Here is an 18,889-nt window from a genome sequence, read left to right on the forward strand (position 1 = left end):
ATGTCAGTCATCTCGACATACCGGCTGCAGATGCGCGGACCGGCCAGCGGCGAGGCGTTCACGTTCACCGACGCCGAGAACCTCGTCGACTACCTCGCCGACCTCGGGGTGTCCCACCTGTACCTGTCCCCCATCCTCACTGCGGGCGAAGGCTCCACCCACGGCTACGACGTCACCGATCCCACCACCATCTCCGCCGAACTCGGCGGGTCCGAGGGATTTCGGAGGCTCTCCGAGAAAGCACGGTCGGCCGGCCTCGGTGTGATCGTCGACATCGTGCCCAATCACGTTGGGGTCGATGTACCTTCGCAGAACAAGTGGTGGTGGGATCTACTGGCCCACGGGCGGGATTCGGCGTACGCGTCCTACTTCGACATCGACTGGACCCTCGATCCGCAGGGACGGATCGTGTTGCCGGTCTTGGGCTCTGATGATGACGTGACCGATCTGACCGTCGACGGCGACGTGCTGCGATTGGGCGACCGGCAATGGCCCATCGCGCCGGGCACGACCGGCGGGAGTGGGACCGAAGTGCACGATCGGCAGCATTACAAGCTGATCGGCTGGCGGAACAACGTATGCGGATACCGTCGGTTCTTCTCGATCACCTCCCTGGCGGGGTTGCGCCAGGAGGACAAGGCCGTGTTCGACTCGACACACGCCGAAGTCAAGCGATGGTTCGACGAAGGCCTGGTCGACGGCATAAGAATCGACCATCCCGACGGATTATCCGATCCCGCAGGCTATCTCGGTTGGCTTCGGGAGCTCACCGGGCCCGATGCGTGGATCGTCATCGAAAAGATCCTCGCGGTCGACGAAGCGCTCGACATCAGCTTGCCCGTCGCCGGCACCACGGGTTACGACGCGCTGCGCGAGGCGGGCGGGCTGTTCATCGACCCGACCGGCGTCAAATCACTGACCGCGCTGGTCGAGTCGGCCGGCGTCGACTACTCGACCATGGCCGACCAGGGGCGCGAACTGAAGGTGGAAGCAGTCACCGTCACGTTGGCCAGCGAGCTGGCGAGGCTGCGCCGCGCCGTGGTCGCCGCGGCCGGCCGCGATCACGCACTGCTCGGTGACGCCATCGCACTGCTGCTCAGCCATGTCGGCGTCTACCGGTCCGACTACCCCGCCCTTTCGGTGGTCCTGCCCGTCGCCATCGCCGAAACCAGTTCGGAGCGACCAGAACTGACCGATCCGCTGGCCTTGCTCGCGACCGCCCTCGACATCAGCGACGAAGTGTCGGTCCGGCTGCAGCAGCTGTGCGGCGCGGCCACGGCGAAGTCGATGGAGGACTGCCTCTTCTACCGGGACCCGCGGCTGGTGTCGCTGAACGAAGTCGGCGGCGAACCGGAGCACTTCGGGGTCAGCACCGCAGAATTCCACCAGCGTGCGTCTGTCCGGGCGGCGCGGTGGCCGCAGGCCATGACGACGTTGACCACCCACGACACCAAGCGCGGCGAGGACGTGCGCGCCCGCATTGGAGTGTTGTCGCAGGTGCCTTCCCTGTGGTCGGAGCTGGTCGAGAGCTGGGAGCGCAGCACCTCACCACCGGATCCGATTACCGGATTGTTCCTCTGGCAGAACATGTTCGGCGTCTGGCCGGCCAGCGGCGAGGTGAGCGATCAGCTCCGCAGGCGGCTGCACGACTATGCCGAGAAGGCCATTCGCGAGGCCGCCCTGCACACGACGTGGAACGAGCCCGACGACGATTTCGAACGCGCCGTACACGATTGGCTGGACGCGGTGATCGACGGCCCTGTCGGCGTGGAGCTGACAGCTCTCGTGACGCGGCTTGCTCCGCACGGTCACAGCGACGCGTTGGGACAGAAGCTGATCGCCCTCACCGCACCTGGCGTTCCCGACATCTATCAGGGCACAGAGCTCTGGGAGGACAGCTTGGTCGATCCGGACAATCGTCGGGCGGTCGACTATCCGCAGCGGCGTGACGCGCTGCGCTCGCTGGAGCATCCGAAGATTCGCGTTGTTCGGGACGCACTCACGCTGCGGCGCGAACGACCCGGCACGTTTCTGTCGGGCGGTTACCGTCCTGTGCCGGCCGATGGTGAAGCCGCCGAGCACCTGGTGTCCTATCTTCGCGGTGACGACGTCCTGGTCGCGGTGAGCAGATGGACCGTGCGATTGGCCGACAACGGCTGGGGGGAAACGTCTCTCGCTCTGCCCGACGGCCAGTGGACCAACCGGCTCACCGGCACGGCCCACAGCGGAAGCGCGGCCGCCAGCGAGCTGTTCGCAGATCTGCCTGTCGCATTGCTGGTGCGAGCCGATGCCTGATCACGACTTCGCGGTATGGGCGCCACGGCCCGAACAGGTGCGCCTGGACGTCGACGGCACGCTGCACCCGATGACCCGCACCCAGGACGGCTGGTGGCGCGCGGTCGTGGACGCCGCTCCCGACGCCCGCTACGGATTCGTGCTCGACGACGACCCGACGGTGATCCCCGATCCCCGTTCCGCACGGCAGCCCGAGGGCGTGCACGAACGCTCGCAGCTGTGGAGTCCATCGCAGGATGCGTGGACCGACGCCGGTTGGCAGGGCCGCTCCATCGAGGGCGGGGTCATCTACGAACTGCACATCGGCACGTTCACCCCGGGGGGCACCTTCGATTCGGCGATCGACAAACTCGACTACCTCGTAGATCTCGGGGTCGACTTCGTCGAAGTCATGCCCGTCAACGCGTTCAGCGGCACCCACGGCTGGGGTTACGACGGTGTGCTCTGGTACGCGGTGCATGAGGCCTACGGTGGCCCGGACGGACTGGTCCGCTTCGTCGACGCATGCCACAATCGCGGCCTCGGCGTCCTCATCGACGCGGTGTTCAACCACCTGGGACCGTCGGGCAATTACCTGCCGAAGTTCGGGCCCTACATGTCGAGCGGCTCAAATCCATGGGGCGAGTCGATCAACATCTCCGACGCCGGCTCCGATGAGGTGCGCCGTTACATCATCGATTGTGCGCTGCGCTGGATGCGCGACTTCCATGCCGACGGGCTACGCCTGGATGCCGTGCACGCCTTGGTCGACACCACCGCTGTCCACATTCTGGAGGAGTTGTCCGCCGAAACCGATTCGCTGGCGCACGAAGTCGGACGACCTTTGTCGCTGGTCGCGGAGAGCGACATGAACGACCCGCGACTGATCACGCCCCGCGACCAGGGTGGACTGGGGATGACGGCGCAGTGGGACGATGACATCCACCACGCCATTCACTCCGCGGTTTCCGGCGAACGCCAGGGCTACTACGGCGATTTCGGGACGCTGGCGACGCTGGCGGAGACGTTGCGGCACGGGTACTTTCACGCGGGCACCCATTCGTCGTTCCGCGGACGCCGACACGGCCGCCCGCTGGACACCGCAACGATCCCGGCCACGAGGTTGCTTGCCTACACCCTGACCCACGACCAGGTCGGCAACCGTGCCATCGGTGACCGCCCCTCGCAGAACCTCACGGTGGGCCAGCAGGCCATCAAGGCCGCGCTTGCTCTTGGATCCCCCTACACGGCAATGCTTTTCATGGGCGAGGAGTGGGCTTCGTCCTCACCGTTCCAATTTTTCAGCTCGCACCCCGAACCCGAGCTGGCCCGGGCAACGGCAGAAGGGCGCAAGAAGGAGTTCGCCGACCACGGATGGGACGCCGACGAGATCCCTGATCCACAGGATCCCGAGACGTTCACACGCTCGAAGCTCAAGTGGGACGAGACCGCCGACGGAGAGCACGCACAGTTGCTGGAGTTCTATCGCGCGCTGATCGCCCTGCGTCGCAACGAACCTGACATGGCTGACCCGTGGCTGGACAACCTCGGCGTCGACTACGACGAGGAGCAGCGCTGGTTCGTCATGCGTCGCGGCGCGCTTGCGATCGCCTGCAATCTTGGCACCCAAGCCGCCGACGTACCGGTGACGGGCGAGGTGGTGCTGGCATGGGGTGAGCCGGCCGCCAGCAAGCAGACGACCCGGATCGACGGGCATTCTGTCGCAGTCCTGCGAGGCGTCAACTAGTTATTCACAGGTTTGGCCCTGTGGATAGCGTAGTGGCCCGATCACGGTGCTCGACTGATCATGTGTGCATGAAACACACCGAGTTGACAGCGATCCCGCCTCCCGAAACCGCGACGGATCCCATTCGTTCCGTCGCCGATCTCCGGCAACGCTGGCGGGCACTGATGGGCCCGCTGGGTTTTGGCGAACGCCTGCTGCGGTTCGTGCTGGTGGGTCCGGATCGCCGCTTCGTCAAGATCCTTACCGACATCGAGGTCACGTCGGTTCCAGACCCTGCGTTCATCGCAGAACTGATGGCTCAGCTATCGGATTTCCTGGAACAGCTCGAGTCGGGAACGTCGGTGGCTTTCTTGCTCACTCGCCCCGGCAGCGGCCCTGTCTCACGAATCGACCGCCGATGGGCCGAACTGATCCGCGAGTGCGCCGCCGACTTCGAGGTGCCCGTCGAGCCGTTTCATCGAGCCAACGACGATGCGCTGGTGCACATCGCGGCGTGACACCTTTAGGTGAGATAGCGGTACGTCGGTGATCCCGGCTCAAGAAGCTCGACATGGCACTCGGAAGCGTGCATGCGCTCGAGCAGACCGTCCAGGTCGGCAGCGGAGTTCATCTCGATGCCGACGAGCGCCTCCCCGGTCTCGCGGTTGTTTCGCTTGACGTACTCGAACAACGTGATGTCGTCGTTCGGGCCGAGGACCTCGTCGAGGAACTTGCGCAGCGCGCCGGGCTCCTGCGGGAAATCGACGAGGAAGTAGTGCTTGAGCCCGAGGTGCACCAGGGACCGCTCGAGGACCTCGCCGTAGCGGGACACGTCGTTGTTGCCGCCGGAAATCAGGCACACGACGGTCGAGCCGGGTTCGATGTCGGCATCGGAAAGGGCAGCCACCGACAGCGCCCCTGCGGGCTCGGCGATGATTCCCTCGTTCTGGTAAAGATCGAGCATCGCGGTGCACACCGCCCCCTCGTCGACCGTGGTGATCGACACCATGTCGCCGGCGGCCGACAGCGCCGCGAACGGCTTGGCGCCCACCCGCGCGACCGCCGCGCCGTCCACGAACTGGTCGACGTCGTCGAGAGTCACGGGCTTGCCGTTGGCCAGGGCGGCCACCAGGGCCGCGGCGCCGGCGGGTTCAACGCCGAGCACCGAAGTCGTCGCGGTGCGCTCGGCGAGGTAGGTGGTGATTCCACTGATGCAGCCGCCGCCGCCTACGGGGACGATCACCAGATCCGGTTCGGCCCCCAACTGGTCGAGGATCTCGACACCGATCGTGCCCTGCCCCGCCATCGTGCGCAGATCGTCATAGGGCGGGACTAGTGTCGCACCAGTGCGCGCGACGTCGTCGAGTGCGGCTTGGGCTGCCATGTCGTAGGTCTTGCCGCCGACGATCAATTCGATGAAGTCGCCGCCGTGATAGAGGATTCGGTTGCGCTTCTGCTTCGGTGTCTTGGCAGGTACGTAGACACGACCGTGGATGCCCATGGATCGGCAGGCCATGGCAAAACCTTGCGCATGGTTGCCTGCCGACGAGCAGACGACGCCCGCGGCCGTCTCCTCCGGGCGCAGCTGCATCAGCAAGTTGTAGGCGCCGCGCAGCTTGTAGGAGCGAACGGCCTGCAAGTCCTCCCGCTTCAGATAGACCTGAGCGCCGGTAATCGCCGACAGACGGTCGCTGAGCTGCAGTGGCGTCTTCGCGACCACACCCGAAATTCGCCGCGCCGCCTCGTCGATATCGGCGGCGCTCAGGGGCGCGCCAGGATCGATGCGGGGGCTACGGCTCAGCTCGGCGGACACCGGACAATGGTGCCACCCCACCCCGCGTGCGGAAAAATGCTGCGCGGAGAAACGTGTAGTCAGGCTAGGAAAATCGACGCGCCACAACCAGTGTTTCGGTTGACCGAAATCTTTCCTACGAGCTATCGTCACTTCTATGACGACCGCCGAACACCTCAACGACGCCGTGTCCCGTCCGGCCTCGACGGTGTCGATTGCGGGCGTCGCGTGGCCCCTCTACAAAGTGGTGGCGCTGCTCGTCGGGCTGGTGGTCTTCGTGGTCGTCGGCCTGGCGACCGGCTCCGCCGGCCCCGCCGTTCTCAGCGGCGCCGGGCTGGCCGCGGTGACGTGGCTGACCGTCGGCTTTTTCACCTCTCCGCGCGGCTGACTTACGCGGCCGGTTCACTCAGCCGCCCAGGCAGCCTGGTCCCAGCAGTTCTTTCAAGTCGCCCATCAGCGCCGACGACGGCGTCACGCGCAGTGACTGATCCAGCTCCAGCGTCGTGATGCGTTCACCGTTGATCAGCCGAAGGTGAACCTGCGATGTCCCGGGGTGGCGGGCCAGCACCTGCTTCAGCGCGGTGACCTTGTCAACGGTGCACTGCCTGGTGGGCAGGCTCACCGCCACCGGGCGGTTCGCCTGGGCACTGGAGAAATCCGGGACGATCAACTCGTTGGCGATCAGCGAGATCCGGTCGTCGCGCTTGGCGACCTTGGCGCCGATCAGCACGACGACGTCATCGGCGATCTCGGCGCCGAACATCGAGTAGGTCTGCGGGAAGAACAGCACCTCGATACCGCCGGAGAGGTCCTCGATCTGCGCCGAAGCCCACGGCAGTCCGTTCTTGTTGACCCGACGGTTCACCGACGCCAGGATGCCGCCGACCCGCACCTGGGTGTCGTTGGCGATGTCGCCTTCGAGAATCGCCGGGATTTGGGTGTCCACCTGGGCGGTCAGCAGGTGGGCGATGCCGTTGAGGGGGTGCCCGGACACGTAGAGGCCGAGCATCTCGCGTTCGAGCGCGAGCTTGTGCTTGTCTTCCCACTCCTCGTCGGGCACGCGGATGGTGAACGCAGAGTCACCGTTGTCATCCCCGCCGTCACCCCCACCGAAAAGGTCGAACTGCCCCATCGCCTCGGCCTTCTTGGTGCCGAGCACCGAGTCGACGGCATCGGTGTGCACCAGGAACAAGCCCTTGCGGGGATGACCGAGCGAGTCGAACGCACCGGCCTTGACCAGCGATTCCGTCACCTTCTTGTTGCAGGCGGCGATGTCGATCTTGTTCAGGTAATCGGAGAAGTCCGTGAACTTGCCCTTTTCCGACCGCGTGTTCACCAGTGAGGCAACCACATTCGCGCCGACGTTACGCACGGCGCCGAGGCCGAAGCGGATGTCGTTGCCGACGGAAGCGAAGTTCTGCACCGACTCGTTCACGTCAGGGGGCAGCACCGTGATGCCGAGGCGACGGCAGTCGGCCAGGTACACCGCGGCCTTGTCCTTGTCGTCACCCACGGAGGTCAGCAGGCCTGCCATGTACTCAGCTGGATAGTTGGCCTTCAGGTAGGCCGTCCAGTAGGACACCAGCCCATAGCCCGCGGCGTGCGATTTGTTGAATGCGTACCCGGCGAACGGAAGAATGGTGTCCCACAACGCTTTCACCGCGCCCTCGGAGAAACCGTTCGCGGTCATGCCCTCGCGGAAGCCCTTGTACTCGGCCTCGAGCACTTCGAGCTTCTTCTTGCCCATGGCCTTGCGCAGCGCGTCGGCCTTACCCATCGTGTAGGAGGCGACCTTCTGGGCGATGAACATGATCTGCTCTTGGTAGACGATCAGGCCGTAGGTCTCGGCGAGGATCTCTTTGAGCGGTTCCTCGAGCTCGGGGTGGATCGGCTTGATCGCCTGCCGCCCGTTCTTGCGGTCGGCGTAGTCGTTGTGGGCGTTCATGCCCATGGGCCCCGGCCGGTACAGCGCCAGCACGGCCACGATGTCGTTGAACTCGGTGGGTTGCATGCGCCGCAGCAGATCCCGCATCGGGCCACCGTCGAGCTGGAACACGCCCAACGTGTCTCCGCGACCGAGAAGTTCATAGGCCTTGGGGTCGTCGAGCGCAAGCGACTCGAGGTCCAGGTCGATACCGCGGTTGGCCTTGATGTTCTCGATGCAGTCGCCGATGATCGTCAGGTTGCGCAGGCCGAGGAAGTCCATCTTCAGCAGGCCGATGGCCTCACACGACGGGTAGTCCCAGCCGGTGATGACCGCGCCGTCCTGCGGGCGCTTCCACAGCGGGATCGCATCGATGAGGGGCTCGGAGCTCATGATCACCGCGCACGCGTGCACACCCGCGTTGCGCACCAGCCCTTCGAGGCCACGGGCGGTCTCGTAGATCGTTCGCACGTCGGGGTCGGTGTCGATGAGGCTGCGCACCTCGGCGGCTTCCTTGTACCGCTCGTGGTTGGGATCGGTGATGCCCGACAGCGGGATGTCCTTGGCCATGATCGGCGGCGGCAAAGCCTTGGTGATCCGGTCGGCGATGGCGAAGCCGGGCTGGCCGTAGTTCACACGCGCCGAATCCTTCAGTGCCGCCTTGGTCTTGATGGTGCCGAAGGTGATGACCTGGGCGACGCGATCGCTACCCCACTTGTTGGCCGCATACCGCAACATCTCGCCGCGGCGACGGTCGTCGAAGTCGATGTCGATGTCGGGGGCCGAGGGACGTTCCGGGTTGAGGAAGCGCTCGAACAGCAGGCCGTGCGGAATCGGATCGATGTTGGTGATGCCCAGCGCGTACGCGACCAGCGAGCCCGCCGCCGAACCTCGGCCGGGGCCGACCCGGATGTCGACCGACTTCGCATAGTTGATCAGGTCGGCCACGATGAGGAAGTACGACGGGAAACCCTTGTCGCAGATGACCTTGATCTCGTAATCGGCACGCTCGATGTACTCGGCGGGCACTGCGTCGGCGACACCGCCGAAGCGGCGGGCGAGCCCGGCCATCACCTCGTGGTGCAGCCAGGTGGCCTGGTCGTGGCCCTCCGGAACGGGGAAGATCGGCATCCGGTCGCGGGGAGTCCACACATCGGCGTAGGACTGGACCCGCTCGGCGATGAGCAGCGTCGAGTCACACGCCCCGGGCACCTGGTCGTCCCACAGCGCGCGCATCTCGGCCGCGGACTTCAGGAAGTAGCCGTCGCCGTCGAACTTGAAGCGCGTCGGATCAGACAGCGTCTTACCGGTCTGTACGCACAGCAGCGCCTCGTGGTTACGGGACGCCTCGCGAGTGACGTAGTGGCAGTCGTTGGTGGCCAGGGGCGGAATGCCGAGCTTCTGTCCGATCTCGAGAAGACCTTCGCGAACGCGACGCTCGATGTCGAGGCCGTGGTCCATCAGCTCCAGAAAGAAGTTCTCCGGGCCGAAGATCTCGCGCCACTTGGCGGCTGCCTCCACTGCCTCGTTGTGATGGCCCAGCCGCAGGCGGGTCTGCACCTCGCCGGACGGACACCCGGTGGTCGCGATGATGCCTTCGGCATGTTCGGCGATGATCTCGGCGTCCATGCGGGACCACTTGCCCAGCTGCCCCTCGAACGATGCGAGCGACGAGAGCTTGAACAGATTCCGCAGCCCGGTGGCGTTTTCGGCCACCATCGTCATATGGGTGTAGGAGCCGCTACCCGAGACGTCGTCGCTCTTCTGGCTCGGATCGCCCCACAGAACGCGCTTGGTGTCGAACCGTGACGCGGGGGCGATGTAGGCCTCGACGCCGATGATCGGCTTGATGCCGGCATCGGTGGCGGCGTTGTAGAACTCGCTGGCGCCGAACATGTTCCCGTGGTCGGTCATCCCGATCGCGGGCATCTCCAGCCGCTGCGCCTCGGCCAGCATCGGTTTGACCTTGGCGGCGCCGTCGAGCATCGAGTACTCGGTGTGATTGTGCAGATGCACGAAAGAACCGCTCATAGGGACGCCAGTTTAGGACCGACCACCGACACCGCACGGCGTGTCGCGGTGCGTGTCTCGCGAACTTCGAATCAGGCGTCGATCGTCGCGGCGACCGATCTATTCAGCAATCCGCTACCAACCATTCTCATCAATTGCCTGGCTACCTTCGCGGTGTCTTCGGGTCGCGAGTCCCCGGCGAGAAAGCCCGCGTAGAACCCGAACCCCCAGAACAGCGCGGCCAGCAAGTCCGCGACGGCGCGGGGGTCACCGCCTGCGTCCAGCTCGCCACGGCGTACCGCGTCGGCGACGGCGGCGTCGTAGAACGCGTGCACGGCCGAGACGATCGCGGCCGCCGACTGGTGCCTGTGCACCGCCCGGTGGTGGTCGATGCGCGCCGTCATCACCAACTTCATCAGCGCCGGCTCCGCCTCGCCGAGCCTGCCCAACTCCACCGTGAACGCAGCAAGCTGGCTGAGCAACGATCCCCCGGCCAATGCCGTTGCCGCACAGGCCTGGATGCGCTCACGGACGTCCGAGAGCAGCTTGTCGTACAGGTCCTCCCGGGTGGCGAAGTAGTAGTGCAGCGTCGGGCGGCTCACTCCGGCCCGTTGGGCGATCTGCTGGAACGACGCCGCCTGATAGCCCCGTTCGGCGATGATGTCGCGGGCCGCGCGCATGATCATCGTCCGGGTCTGCTCCGAGTCCGCCCCCACCGGACGACCACGTTTGCGAGCCAGCGGCGCAGCGAGGGTCTCGTTCTCCACGAGCAAACGTTATGGCATAGCTACTGACGGGTCAATAAAAACGCGCGCAAAGGTCACACCACAGTAGAGGCGGAAACCCGACGCTCGGCGCGGGCGCGTCGCACAGCGTCGACGGTGAAGACCAGCAGCGCGACCCAGATCAGAACGAAGCCGAGCCACCGCATCGGCGGCATCGGCTCGTGGCCGATCAGCACTCCCCAGGACAGCTGCATCGCAGGAGTCATGTAGAACAGCAGCCCGAGGGTGACCATCGGCAGCCGCTGCGCAGCCGCGGCGAAGAGCAGCAGTGGAAGCGCGGTGAGTACCCCGGACAGGACGAGCAGCGCGACGTGGCCGCCACCGTGGCCGGTCAGGGTGCCGCCGCCGGTGACCTGCAACGCCACCACATACGCGATCGCGAACGGTGTGGCGATCGCGGCTTCGATGCCGACGCTCACGCGCGGGTCGGTCGGCACCAGCTTCTTCACCGCGCCGTAGAGGCCGAAGGACAGCGCCAGGCCCAGTCCGACGAGCGGGGGCTCGCCGAGTTGCACCGTGAGGATCACCACCGCGATCACGGCGATGGCCAGCGCACTGAACTGCCAGCGGTTCAGTTTCTCGCGAAAGACCAGCAGCCCCAGGGCAATCGACACCAGTGGATTGATGAAGTAGCCGAGCGCGGCGTCGACGACATGGCCGTTGTTGACCGCGTACACATAGATCAGCCAATTGGCCGAGATGAGACCCGAGGCCGCGACCAGGAGCAGCCAGGTGCGGCCGGTGATCGCCTTGACGTCCCCGAGCCGCCGCACCGCGGCGACCACGACGACCATCAGCGCGAAGCTCCAGATGACCCGGTGAGCGAGTACCTCGACCGCGCCAGCCGGTTTGAGCAATGGGAAGAACGCCGGGAACAACCCCCACATCACATAGGCGCCGGCGCCGAAGAGCAGTCCGGACCTCACAGGTCGTGCTGGCGCAGGACGTCCAGCGCGTGCTGCAGATCGGCCGGGTACGGGCTCGTGATCTCGACACGGCGGCCGTCGGCGGGATGCGTGAACGCCAGCGACCGGGCGTGCAGCCATTGACGTTCCAACCCTAGGCGTTTCGCCAGCGTCGGGTCGGCGCCGTAGGTCAGGTCACCGGCACACGGGTGGTGCAGCGCCGCGAAGTGCACACGGATCTGATGCGTGCGGCCGGTTTCGAGATGGATGTCGAGCAGGCTGGCGGCCTGGTGCGCCTCCAGCGTGTCGTAATGCGTGATGCTGTGCCTTCCGCCCTCGACGACCGCGAACTTCCAGTCGTGGCCGCGATGCCTGCCGATCGGGGCGTCGATCGTCCCGCTCGACGGATCCGGATGTCCCTGCACCACCGCGTGATAACGCTTGTCGACGGTGCGCTGCTTGAACGCGCGCTTCAGGGCGGTGTAGGCCCGTTCCGACAACGCCACTACCATCACGCCCGACGTCCCGACATCGAGCCGGTGGACGATGCCCTGGCGTTCGTGGATGCCCGACGTGCTGATGCGGTACCCCGCGGCCGCCAAGCCCCCGAGCACCGTCGGCCCGTGCCAGCCGACTGTCGCGTGCGCCGCCACCCCGGGCGGCTTGTCGACGGCGACGATGTCGTCGTCGGAATAGAGGATGTCCATGCCCTCGATGTCGACGGGCGTGTTCTCGACCGGCGCAGGGGCTTCCGGAAGTTGCACCTCCAGCCATGCGCCCGCGGTCAGCTTGTCCGACTTGGCGGCGCGCGCCCCGTCGAGCTCGACGCCGCCGTCCTCGGCGATCGCGGCGGCCGCCGTCCGCGACAGCCCGAGCAGCCGGGCCAGGCCGGCGTCGACTCGCATACCTGCGAGCCCCTCGGGCACCGGCATCGACCGGGTCGTCATCCTTCCCCGGGGTCGGCGTCCGGCTTGCGCCGGCCGACGGTGTCGAAGTCGAAGCCGAACAGAGACAGCGCCACCAGCAGGATCGCCCCGCCGACGACCGCGGGGTCGGCGACGTTGAACACCGGCCACCAGCCGATGGACAGGAAGTCGACGACGTGGCCTCGCAGCGGGCCGGGTGAGCGAAAGAACCGGTCCACCAGATTGCCCAGCGCGCCACCGAGGATCATGCCGAGCCCGAGCGCCCACCACGGCGAGACGAGCCTGCGTCCCATCCAGATGATGCCGATCACGACACCTGTCGCCACGAGCGTCAGCACCCAGGTGTAGCCGGTGGCCATCGAGAACGCCGCACCCGAATTGCGCACCAGAGTCCAGGTGACGGTGTCGCCGATGATCGAGACGGGCTGGCCCGGTGTCAACAGCTTGACCGCGAGAACCTTGGTGACGATGTCCAGGACGAGGACGACCGCGGCGACGGTCAGGAGCAGGCGTAACCGGCGCCGCACGGGCGGCTGTGCCGACACCCCCGGGGCCGTCGGCTCCGCACCGGTCGCGGGCTCGGCCGGGCTCGACGATTCATCAGTCACGCCCCCATCATCGCAAAGAGCCGGTGGGCGAGAATTCCACCCATGGGTCACCTCGTCGTCCTCGCCACCGGCGGCACCATCTCGACCAGCTCCGACGCCGGCGGCGTGAAGCGTCCCACCCGCTCCGGCGCGGACCTGACCACCGGACTCGACGTCGAGGTGCACGACGTGTTGTCGGTGGATAGCTCCCAGCTGACGCCTCCCGACTGGGACTCGATCGCAGCCGCCGTCCGCCGAGCCGCCGCCGACCACACCACCGACGGCATCGTCGTCACCCACGGCACGGACACCATGGAGGAAACCGCGCTGTGGCTCGAACTCACCTACGACGGCGCGCCGCCGGTGGTCCTCACCGGGTCCCAACGCAGCGCCGATGCCGTGGACGCCGACGGACCCGCCAACCTGCGTGATGCGCTCGCCGTCGCGCGCGACCCCCGGTGGCGCGACCGCGGGGTCCTGGTGAGCTTCGCCGGCTCGGTGTTCGAACCGCTCGGCGTGCACAAGGTTGCGACCACGGACCTGCAGAGCTTCGCGGGCCGTTCCGCGGACACCGGCAAGGCACGCCCGTGGTTGGGCCGGATCTCGGCCGCCGAGGCTCCGCGTGTCGACATCGTCGCCGCCTACCCCGGCGCTGACACCGCGGCACTGGACGCCTGCGTGGCGGCAGGTGCCCGCGGGGTCGTCCTGCAGGCCCTCGGGTCGGGCAACGCGGGGGCCGCTCTGATCGACGGGGTGCGCAGGCACTGCCGCGACGGCGTGGCGGTCGCGGTGTCGACGCGAGTCCCCGGCGGCCTGGTCAGTCCCGGATACGGCCCGGGACGCGATCTGGTCGACGCGGGGGCGATAGTCGCCGCGCGGCTGCGACCACCGCAGGCCCGGGTGCTGCTCATGGCCGCGCTGGCTGCGGAGCACCCGCTGCGGGACGCTTTCGAAAGATGGGGCTGAGTCAGCTCTGCCTGCGGGCCATCTCGTCGACGAACTCCGGCCAGTCGAGGCTGTCCACCGGGTTCGCGCGGCTGATGGCGGGGTCTGTGTCGGACAGGGTGCGCGCCTGCCCCGGCCCGCTGCCGCGGGTTTCGAACCGCACCGTCATGACGCCGTGTCCCGCACCCTGGACCCAGCCGTGGCCGAACTCGGCGTGTCTGACGTCGTCACCGACGCGCCACGCAGGCGCCGTGGCGGCGACATCGGCCAGGGTGGCGGGCAGACTGGTGTCGTCCGAGGTCTCCTCGATCAGCCCGGCGTCGGTGAACAGCGGCTCCTGCTGAACATCGGAGAGTCCCGAAAAGCCCACGCCCACAAGACGAACGGGTCCGATCTCGACGGGGTCGAGCAGCAGCCGCCGCGCGGTGCCGATCAGCGTCGCGGCGTCTGTGGTCGCGTAGGGCAGCGTCGCCGAGCGCGTCAGCGTGCTCATGTCCGACCGCTTGAGCTTCACCGTGACCGTGCGCGCGCCCCTACCGTCCTTCTCCAACCTGCGGTGCGCATGGTCGCCGATCGGCCCCATCGCCTCGCGCAGCGCAATGAGCGTCGTGAGGTCTTCGGCGAAGGTCGATTCCGCACTGATCTGTTTGGCGGGGGCGTTCTCGGCGACCGGCCGGTCGTCGATGCCTCGCGCCAGGCGGTGCAACGCGGGCCCCACCGTCGCGCCGAGGATGTCGGCCACCTCGGTCTCGGTGAGTGCGGCGAACGCGCCGACGGTGTCGATGCCCAACCGATGCAGTTTGTCCTCGGCGACGGGCCCGATCCCCCACAGCCGCCGCACCGGCAGCCCCGACAGCAGCGTCATCTCGACGTCGCGGCCGACCACCCGGATGCCGTCGGGCTTGGCCAGACCCGACGCGATCTTGGCGATCTGCTTGCCAGAACCGGCGCCGACGGACGCCACCAGACCGGTTTCGGATCGCACGCGGGCGCGCAGCTCGGCGCAGAACGCCTCGACCTCGGATTCGGGGGCGCCCGCCAGTTCGGGCGGCTCACCGAACGCCTCGTCGAACGACAGCTGCTCAAGTACTGCGACCATCGACCGGACGGTGTCGAAGACCCGCCTGCTCGCCGTCCCGTACACCACGCCGCGGGGCGGCAGCACGACCGCCGAGGGACCGACCAGACGCTTGGCCTGCAACATCGGCATCGCCGACCGGGCACCGAAGACCCGGGACTCGTAGCTGGCGCCCGCCACGACACCCCGGCCGCCGACACCGCCGACCAGCACCGGCCTGCCGCGCAGCGTGGGACGCGTCAGCTGCTCCACGGACGCGAAGAACGCGTCCATGTCCAGATGCAGGACCCAGCGAGCGGCCACAGATGCCGATGCTAGGGCGTGCCGGATAGCGTGGGCCCGTGGCACACCCGAGCGAACCCGCCGATATCCCGATCCGGGACGAGATAATCCGGCTCGGGCAGTTCCTCAAGCTCGCCGGCCTCATCGATTCCGGTGCCGACGCGAAAACCGTGATCGCGGACGGCGAGGTCACCGTGAACGGCGAAGTGGAGGTGCGGCGCGGCAGGCAACTGCGCCCGGGCGACGTCGTCGAGCTGTCCGGGCGCAGCGCCCGCGTCGCCGTCAGGCCTTAGCGATCGCGACCCGCACGCCGTCGCCGATCTCGGTCCCGTCGGCGGGCTCGCCGAACTCGAAGCTGGTCGCGAGGATCTCGCCGGCGATCAGCTGCTGATGCGTCTGCGCCCACTGCTGCTGCGGCGCCGGCACCGACATGACGACGGAAATCCGATCGGAGACCTCGAGGCCGGTGGACTTGCGCAGCTCCTGCAGTTCACGGATGCGGTCTTTGGCCCAGCCTTCGGCTTCCAGCTCCGGGGTGACGGTGCCGTCGAGCACCACCAGGCCTGCGCCGTCTCCCAGCGCCGCGGTGAATTCCGGATCGGCTGCCACCAGCCGCGAGCTGTACTCCTCGGGCTGCAACACCGCGGGACCCGCGGTCAGCGTGCCGTCGGAATTGACGACCGCCTCACCCGCCTTGACGGCCTTGATGGCGGCCTGGACGTCCTTGCCGATGCGCGGGCCCGCGACGCGGGCGTTGACGGTGAGCTCGAACTTCCCGTGTGCGGCGATGTCGTCGGTGAGTTCGACCGCCTTGACGTTGAGCTCATCGGCGATCAGATCCCGGTAGGGCTCAAGCCGGCTCGGATTCACTGATTTATCCAGGGCGACAGTCAGTTTCAGCAGCGGCAGGCGCACACGCAGCTTCTTGGCCTTGCGCAGCGACGAGCCCGTGGAGGCGACCTCGCGCACCAGGTCCATGTCCGCGACCAGCTGCGGATCGGCGGGCAGCGACGCCGCATCGGGCCAGTCGGTCAGATGCACCGACCGCTCCCCAGTGAGGTCCCGCCAGATGCGCTCGGTGGCCAACGGCAGTAGCGGCGCCGCCAGCCGGCAGGTCACCTCCAGCACCGTGTGGAGGGTGTCGATGGCGTCGGCGTCCTCCTCCCAGAACCGCGAACGCGACCGGCGCACATACCAATTCGTCAGCGCCTCGGTGAACTGCCGCAGGTGATCGCAGGCACCCGAGATGTCGCACACGTCCAGCGACGCCGTCAGGTCGTCGCGCAGGACGGCCAGCTTGGCCAGAATGTAGCGGTCGAGGACGTTGGACGAATCGGTGCGCCACGTACCCTTCTGCGGCGCATACAGCGCGAGGAACGTGTAGGCGTTCCACAGGGGAAGCAGTACCTGCCGGACGCCTTCACGGATCCCCTGCTCGGTCACGATCAGGTTGCCGCCGCGCAGGATCGGCGAGGCCATCAAGAACCACCGCATCGCGTCGGACCCGTCGCGGTCGAACACCTCCGAGACGTCGGGGTAGTTGCGCAGCGACTTGCTCATCTTCTGGCCGTCGTTGCCCAGCACGATGCCGTGTGCCACGCAGGTGCGGAACGCCGGCCGGTCGAACAGCGCCGTCGCCAGGATGTGCAGCGTGTAGAACCAGCCCCGGGTCTGGCCGATGTACTCGACGATGAAGTCACCCGGAAAGTGCGCGGGTTCGTCCTCGGTGCCCGTGAACCATTGCTCGTTCTCGAACGGATAATGCACCTGCCCGTAGGGCATCGAGCCGGAGTCGAACCACACGTCGAGCACGTCTTCGATGCGGCGCATCGTGGACCTGCCGGTCGGATCGTCCGGATTGGGGCGGGTCAGCTCGTCGATGTAGGGCCGGTGCAGGTTGTCGGGCCGGACACCGAAATCTCGTTCGAGTTCGTCGAGGCTGCCGTAGACGTCGATTCTCGGGTAGGCGGGATCGTCGGACTTCCACACCGGAATGGGCGTGCCCCAGTACCGATTCCGCGAGATCGACCAATCGCGTGCGCCCTGCAGCCATTTGCCGAACTGACCGTCCTTGACGTGCTCGGGATACCAGGTGATCTCCTGGTTGAGTTCGACCATGCGATCGCGGAACTGGCTGACCTTGATGAACCACGATGAGACCGCGCGGTAGATCAACGGGTTGCGGCACCGCCAGCAGTGCGGATAGGTGTGCTCGTAGGTGTCGTGGCGCAGCAGCACCGCACCGTTGACCCCGGCAGCCCCGGTGCCGTTCTTGAGGTCGCGGATGATCTGCGGGTTCGCGTCGAAGACGTGCTGGCCTGCATAGTCGGGCACTGTGGAATCGAAGCGGCCCTTGGCATCGACCGGCGTTACGGCGTCGATGCCGCCCGCCTGCGAGGTCGCCATGTCGTCCTCGCCGTAAGCCGGCGCCATGTGGACCAGGCCGGTGCCTTCCTCGGTGCTGACGAACTCGCCGGGCAGGACCCGAAAGGCGTTCGGAGAGTCCATGAAATACGGGAACGGCGGCGCGTATCGGACGTCGAGAAGGTCGCGGCCGGTGTATGTGGCCAGCACTGACGGCTCCTCACCGAGCTCACGCGCATACGCTCCCAACCGCGCTTCGGCGAGCACGAACCGCTTGCCGCCGGATTCCACCACGACGTAGGTCACGTCGGGGTTGACGGCGACGGCCTGGTTGGACGGCAGCGTCCACGGCGTCGTGGTCCAGATCAGGAGATACGCACCTTCGAGCGGATCGCCGGCATCCCCCTCTACGCGGAAGCCGACGGTGAGGGCGGGATCCTGGCGGTTCTGATAGACGTCGTCGTCCATCCGGAGCTCGTGGCTCGACAGCGGGGTCTCGTCGTTCCAGCAGTAGGGCAGCACGCGGTTGCCCTCATAGGCCAGGCCCTTGTCCCACAGCTGCTTGAAGACCCAGATCACCGACTCCATGAAACCGATGTCGAGGGTCTTGTAGTCGTTGTCGAAGTCGACCCAGCGAGCCTGCCGGGTGACGTAGTCACGCCACTCGCCGGTGTACTTGAGAACCGAGTCGCGGCACGCGTCGTTGAACTTTTCGATGCCCATTTGTTCGATCTGGGCTTTGTCGGTGATGCCGAGCTGGCGCTGCACCTCCAGTTCGGCGGGCAGCCCGTGCGTGTCCCAGCCGAAGCGCCGCTCCACCTTGTATCCGCGCATGGTCCGGTACCGCGGAACGATGTCCTTGACGTAGCCCGTCAACAGATGCCCGTAGTGCGGCAGACCGTTGGCGAACGGCGGCCCGTCGTAGAAGACGTACTCGGGGGCGCCCTCGCGCTGCTGGATGCTGGAACGGAAGGTGTCGTCGCTGTCCCAAAACTTGAGCACCTCGGCTTCCAGCTCCGGAAACTTCGGCGCGCCGGAAGCGGGCTTGGGATATGCGGTCACGTGCTGGGTCTCCTGTGCCGTACGTCGAGTCAAGGCACGGGGACGAACGTCGCGCCGGTGCGCGAGCGCCGCGGTACCACCCCGCTTGCGCACGTCGAACGTGCGCCGCTCAAGTCAGGGCGATGACGAGCCCAACCGTTCGGTTCTACTGGGCGCGAGCGTTTCGCTCGCAGCTGTTCTTCCGAAGGCTCCCCGGTGATAGCCGGATCGACACCGTTGGACGAGAGTC

At 66.9% G+C, this 18,889-nt stretch carries 14 protein-coding genes; 6 read left to right on the forward strand and 8 right to left on the reverse strand.

All coding sequences use genetic code 11. The features are described 5' to 3' along the window. From treY to AWC12_RS16740, 3 genes are all read left to right on the forward strand, one after another. Positions 1 to 2,295: a malto-oligosyltrehalose synthase gene (gene treY / locus AWC12_RS16730; RefSeq protein WP_085175656.1), complete on the forward strand. Its 2,295-nt coding sequence runs from the start codon at positions 1 to 3 to the stop codon at positions 2,293 to 2,295. Next, on the forward strand, positions 2,288 to 4,021 hold the full coding sequence (treZ, locus tag AWC12_RS16735; RefSeq protein ID WP_085175658.1) for a malto-oligosyltrehalose trehalohydrolase: 1,734 nt from the start codon (positions 2,288 to 2,290) through the stop codon (positions 4,019 to 4,021). The genes treY and treZ overlap by 8 nt, the downstream gene beginning before the upstream one ends. Before the next feature lie 68 nt (positions 4,022 to 4,089). Beyond that, positions 4,090 to 4,518, forward strand: a complete 429-nt coding sequence (locus tag AWC12_RS16740) for a protein-tyrosine phosphatase family protein (protein WP_085175659.1) — start codon at positions 4,090 to 4,092, stop codon at positions 4,516 to 4,518. Positions 4,519 to 4,523: 5 nt separating this feature from the next. On the opposite strand, the gene ilvA is transcribed toward AWC12_RS16740, so the two are convergent. Then, positions 4,524 to 5,813, reverse strand: coding sequence for a threonine ammonia-lyase IlvA (gene ilvA, locus AWC12_RS16745; protein WP_085175661.1), 1,290 nt, complete (start codon positions 5,811 to 5,813; stop codon positions 4,524 to 4,526). Positions 5,814 to 5,949: 136 nt separating this feature from the next. Between ilvA and AWC12_RS16750 the strand changes: the two genes are divergently transcribed. Further along, entirely contained in the window at positions 5,950 to 6,180 is a 231-nt protein-coding gene (locus AWC12_RS16750; protein WP_024446368.1) for a hypothetical protein, read from the forward strand. An 18-nt stretch (positions 6,181 to 6,198) separates the two neighbouring features. On the opposite strand, the gene dnaE is transcribed toward AWC12_RS16750, so the two are convergent. From dnaE to lspA, 5 genes are all read right to left on the reverse strand, one after another. Next, entirely contained in the window at positions 6,199 to 9,747 is a 3,549-nt protein-coding gene (dnaE, locus tag AWC12_RS16755; protein ID WP_085175662.1) for a DNA polymerase III subunit alpha, read from the reverse strand. Between the two features lie 71 nt (positions 9,748 to 9,818). After that, positions 9,819 to 10,493, reverse strand: coding sequence for a TetR/AcrR family transcriptional regulator (locus AWC12_RS16760; RefSeq protein WP_085175664.1), 675 nt, complete (start codon positions 10,491 to 10,493; stop codon positions 9,819 to 9,821). A gap of 53 nt (positions 10,494 to 10,546) precedes the next feature. Further along, positions 10,547 to 11,437 carry an EamA family transporter RarD gene (gene rarD, locus AWC12_RS16765; RefSeq protein WP_085175665.1) on the reverse strand — a complete coding sequence of 297 codons (891 nt, stop codon included), beginning with the start codon at positions 11,435 to 11,437 and terminating at the stop codon, positions 10,547 to 10,549. Beyond that, on the reverse strand, positions 11,434 to 12,363 hold the full coding sequence (locus tag AWC12_RS16770; RefSeq protein WP_085175667.1) for an RluA family pseudouridine synthase: 930 nt from the start codon (positions 12,361 to 12,363) through the stop codon (positions 11,434 to 11,436). The genes rarD and AWC12_RS16770 overlap by 4 nt, the downstream gene beginning before the upstream one ends. Further along, the gene (gene lspA, locus AWC12_RS16775; RefSeq protein WP_085175668.1) at positions 12,360 to 12,950 is read right to left on the reverse strand and encodes a signal peptidase II; all 591 of its coding nucleotides are present in this window, start codon (positions 12,948 to 12,950) and stop codon (positions 12,360 to 12,362) included. The genes AWC12_RS16770 and lspA overlap by 4 nt, the downstream gene beginning before the upstream one ends. Before the next feature lie 42 nt (positions 12,951 to 12,992). On the opposite strand from lspA, the gene AWC12_RS16780 reads away from it, so the two are divergent. Further along, complete coding sequence (locus AWC12_RS16780) at positions 12,993 to 13,895, forward strand: asparaginase (RefSeq protein WP_085175670.1); 903 nt, start codon at positions 12,993 to 12,995, stop codon at positions 13,893 to 13,895. A gap of 1 nt (position 13,896) precedes the next feature. Here AWC12_RS16780 and AWC12_RS16785 read toward each other — a convergent pair whose 3' ends face one another. Next, entirely contained in the window at positions 13,897 to 15,255 is a 1,359-nt protein-coding gene (locus tag AWC12_RS16785) for a DNA polymerase IV (RefSeq protein WP_085175671.1), read from the reverse strand. A 38-nt stretch (positions 15,256 to 15,293) separates the two neighbouring features. On the opposite strand from AWC12_RS16785, the gene AWC12_RS16790 reads away from it, so the two are divergent. After that, the gene (locus tag AWC12_RS16790) at positions 15,294 to 15,527 is read left to right on the forward strand and encodes an RNA-binding S4 domain-containing protein (RefSeq protein ID WP_085175673.1); all 234 of its coding nucleotides are present in this window, start codon (positions 15,294 to 15,296) and stop codon (positions 15,525 to 15,527) included. Here AWC12_RS16790 and ileS read toward each other — a convergent pair. Further along, entirely contained in the window at positions 15,517 to 18,660 is a 3,144-nt protein-coding gene (gene ileS, locus AWC12_RS16795) for an isoleucine--tRNA ligase (RefSeq protein WP_085175674.1), read from the reverse strand. The genes AWC12_RS16790 and ileS overlap by 11 nt on opposite strands. Between the last annotated feature and the right edge of the window lie 229 nt (positions 18,661 to 18,889).

Origin of the sequence: Mycolicibacterium iranicum, assembly GCF_002101705.1 — a bacterium.
In the GTDB taxonomy this organism is placed as follows: domain Bacteria; phylum Actinomycetota; class Actinomycetes; order Mycobacteriales; family Mycobacteriaceae; genus Mycobacterium; species Mycobacterium iranicum.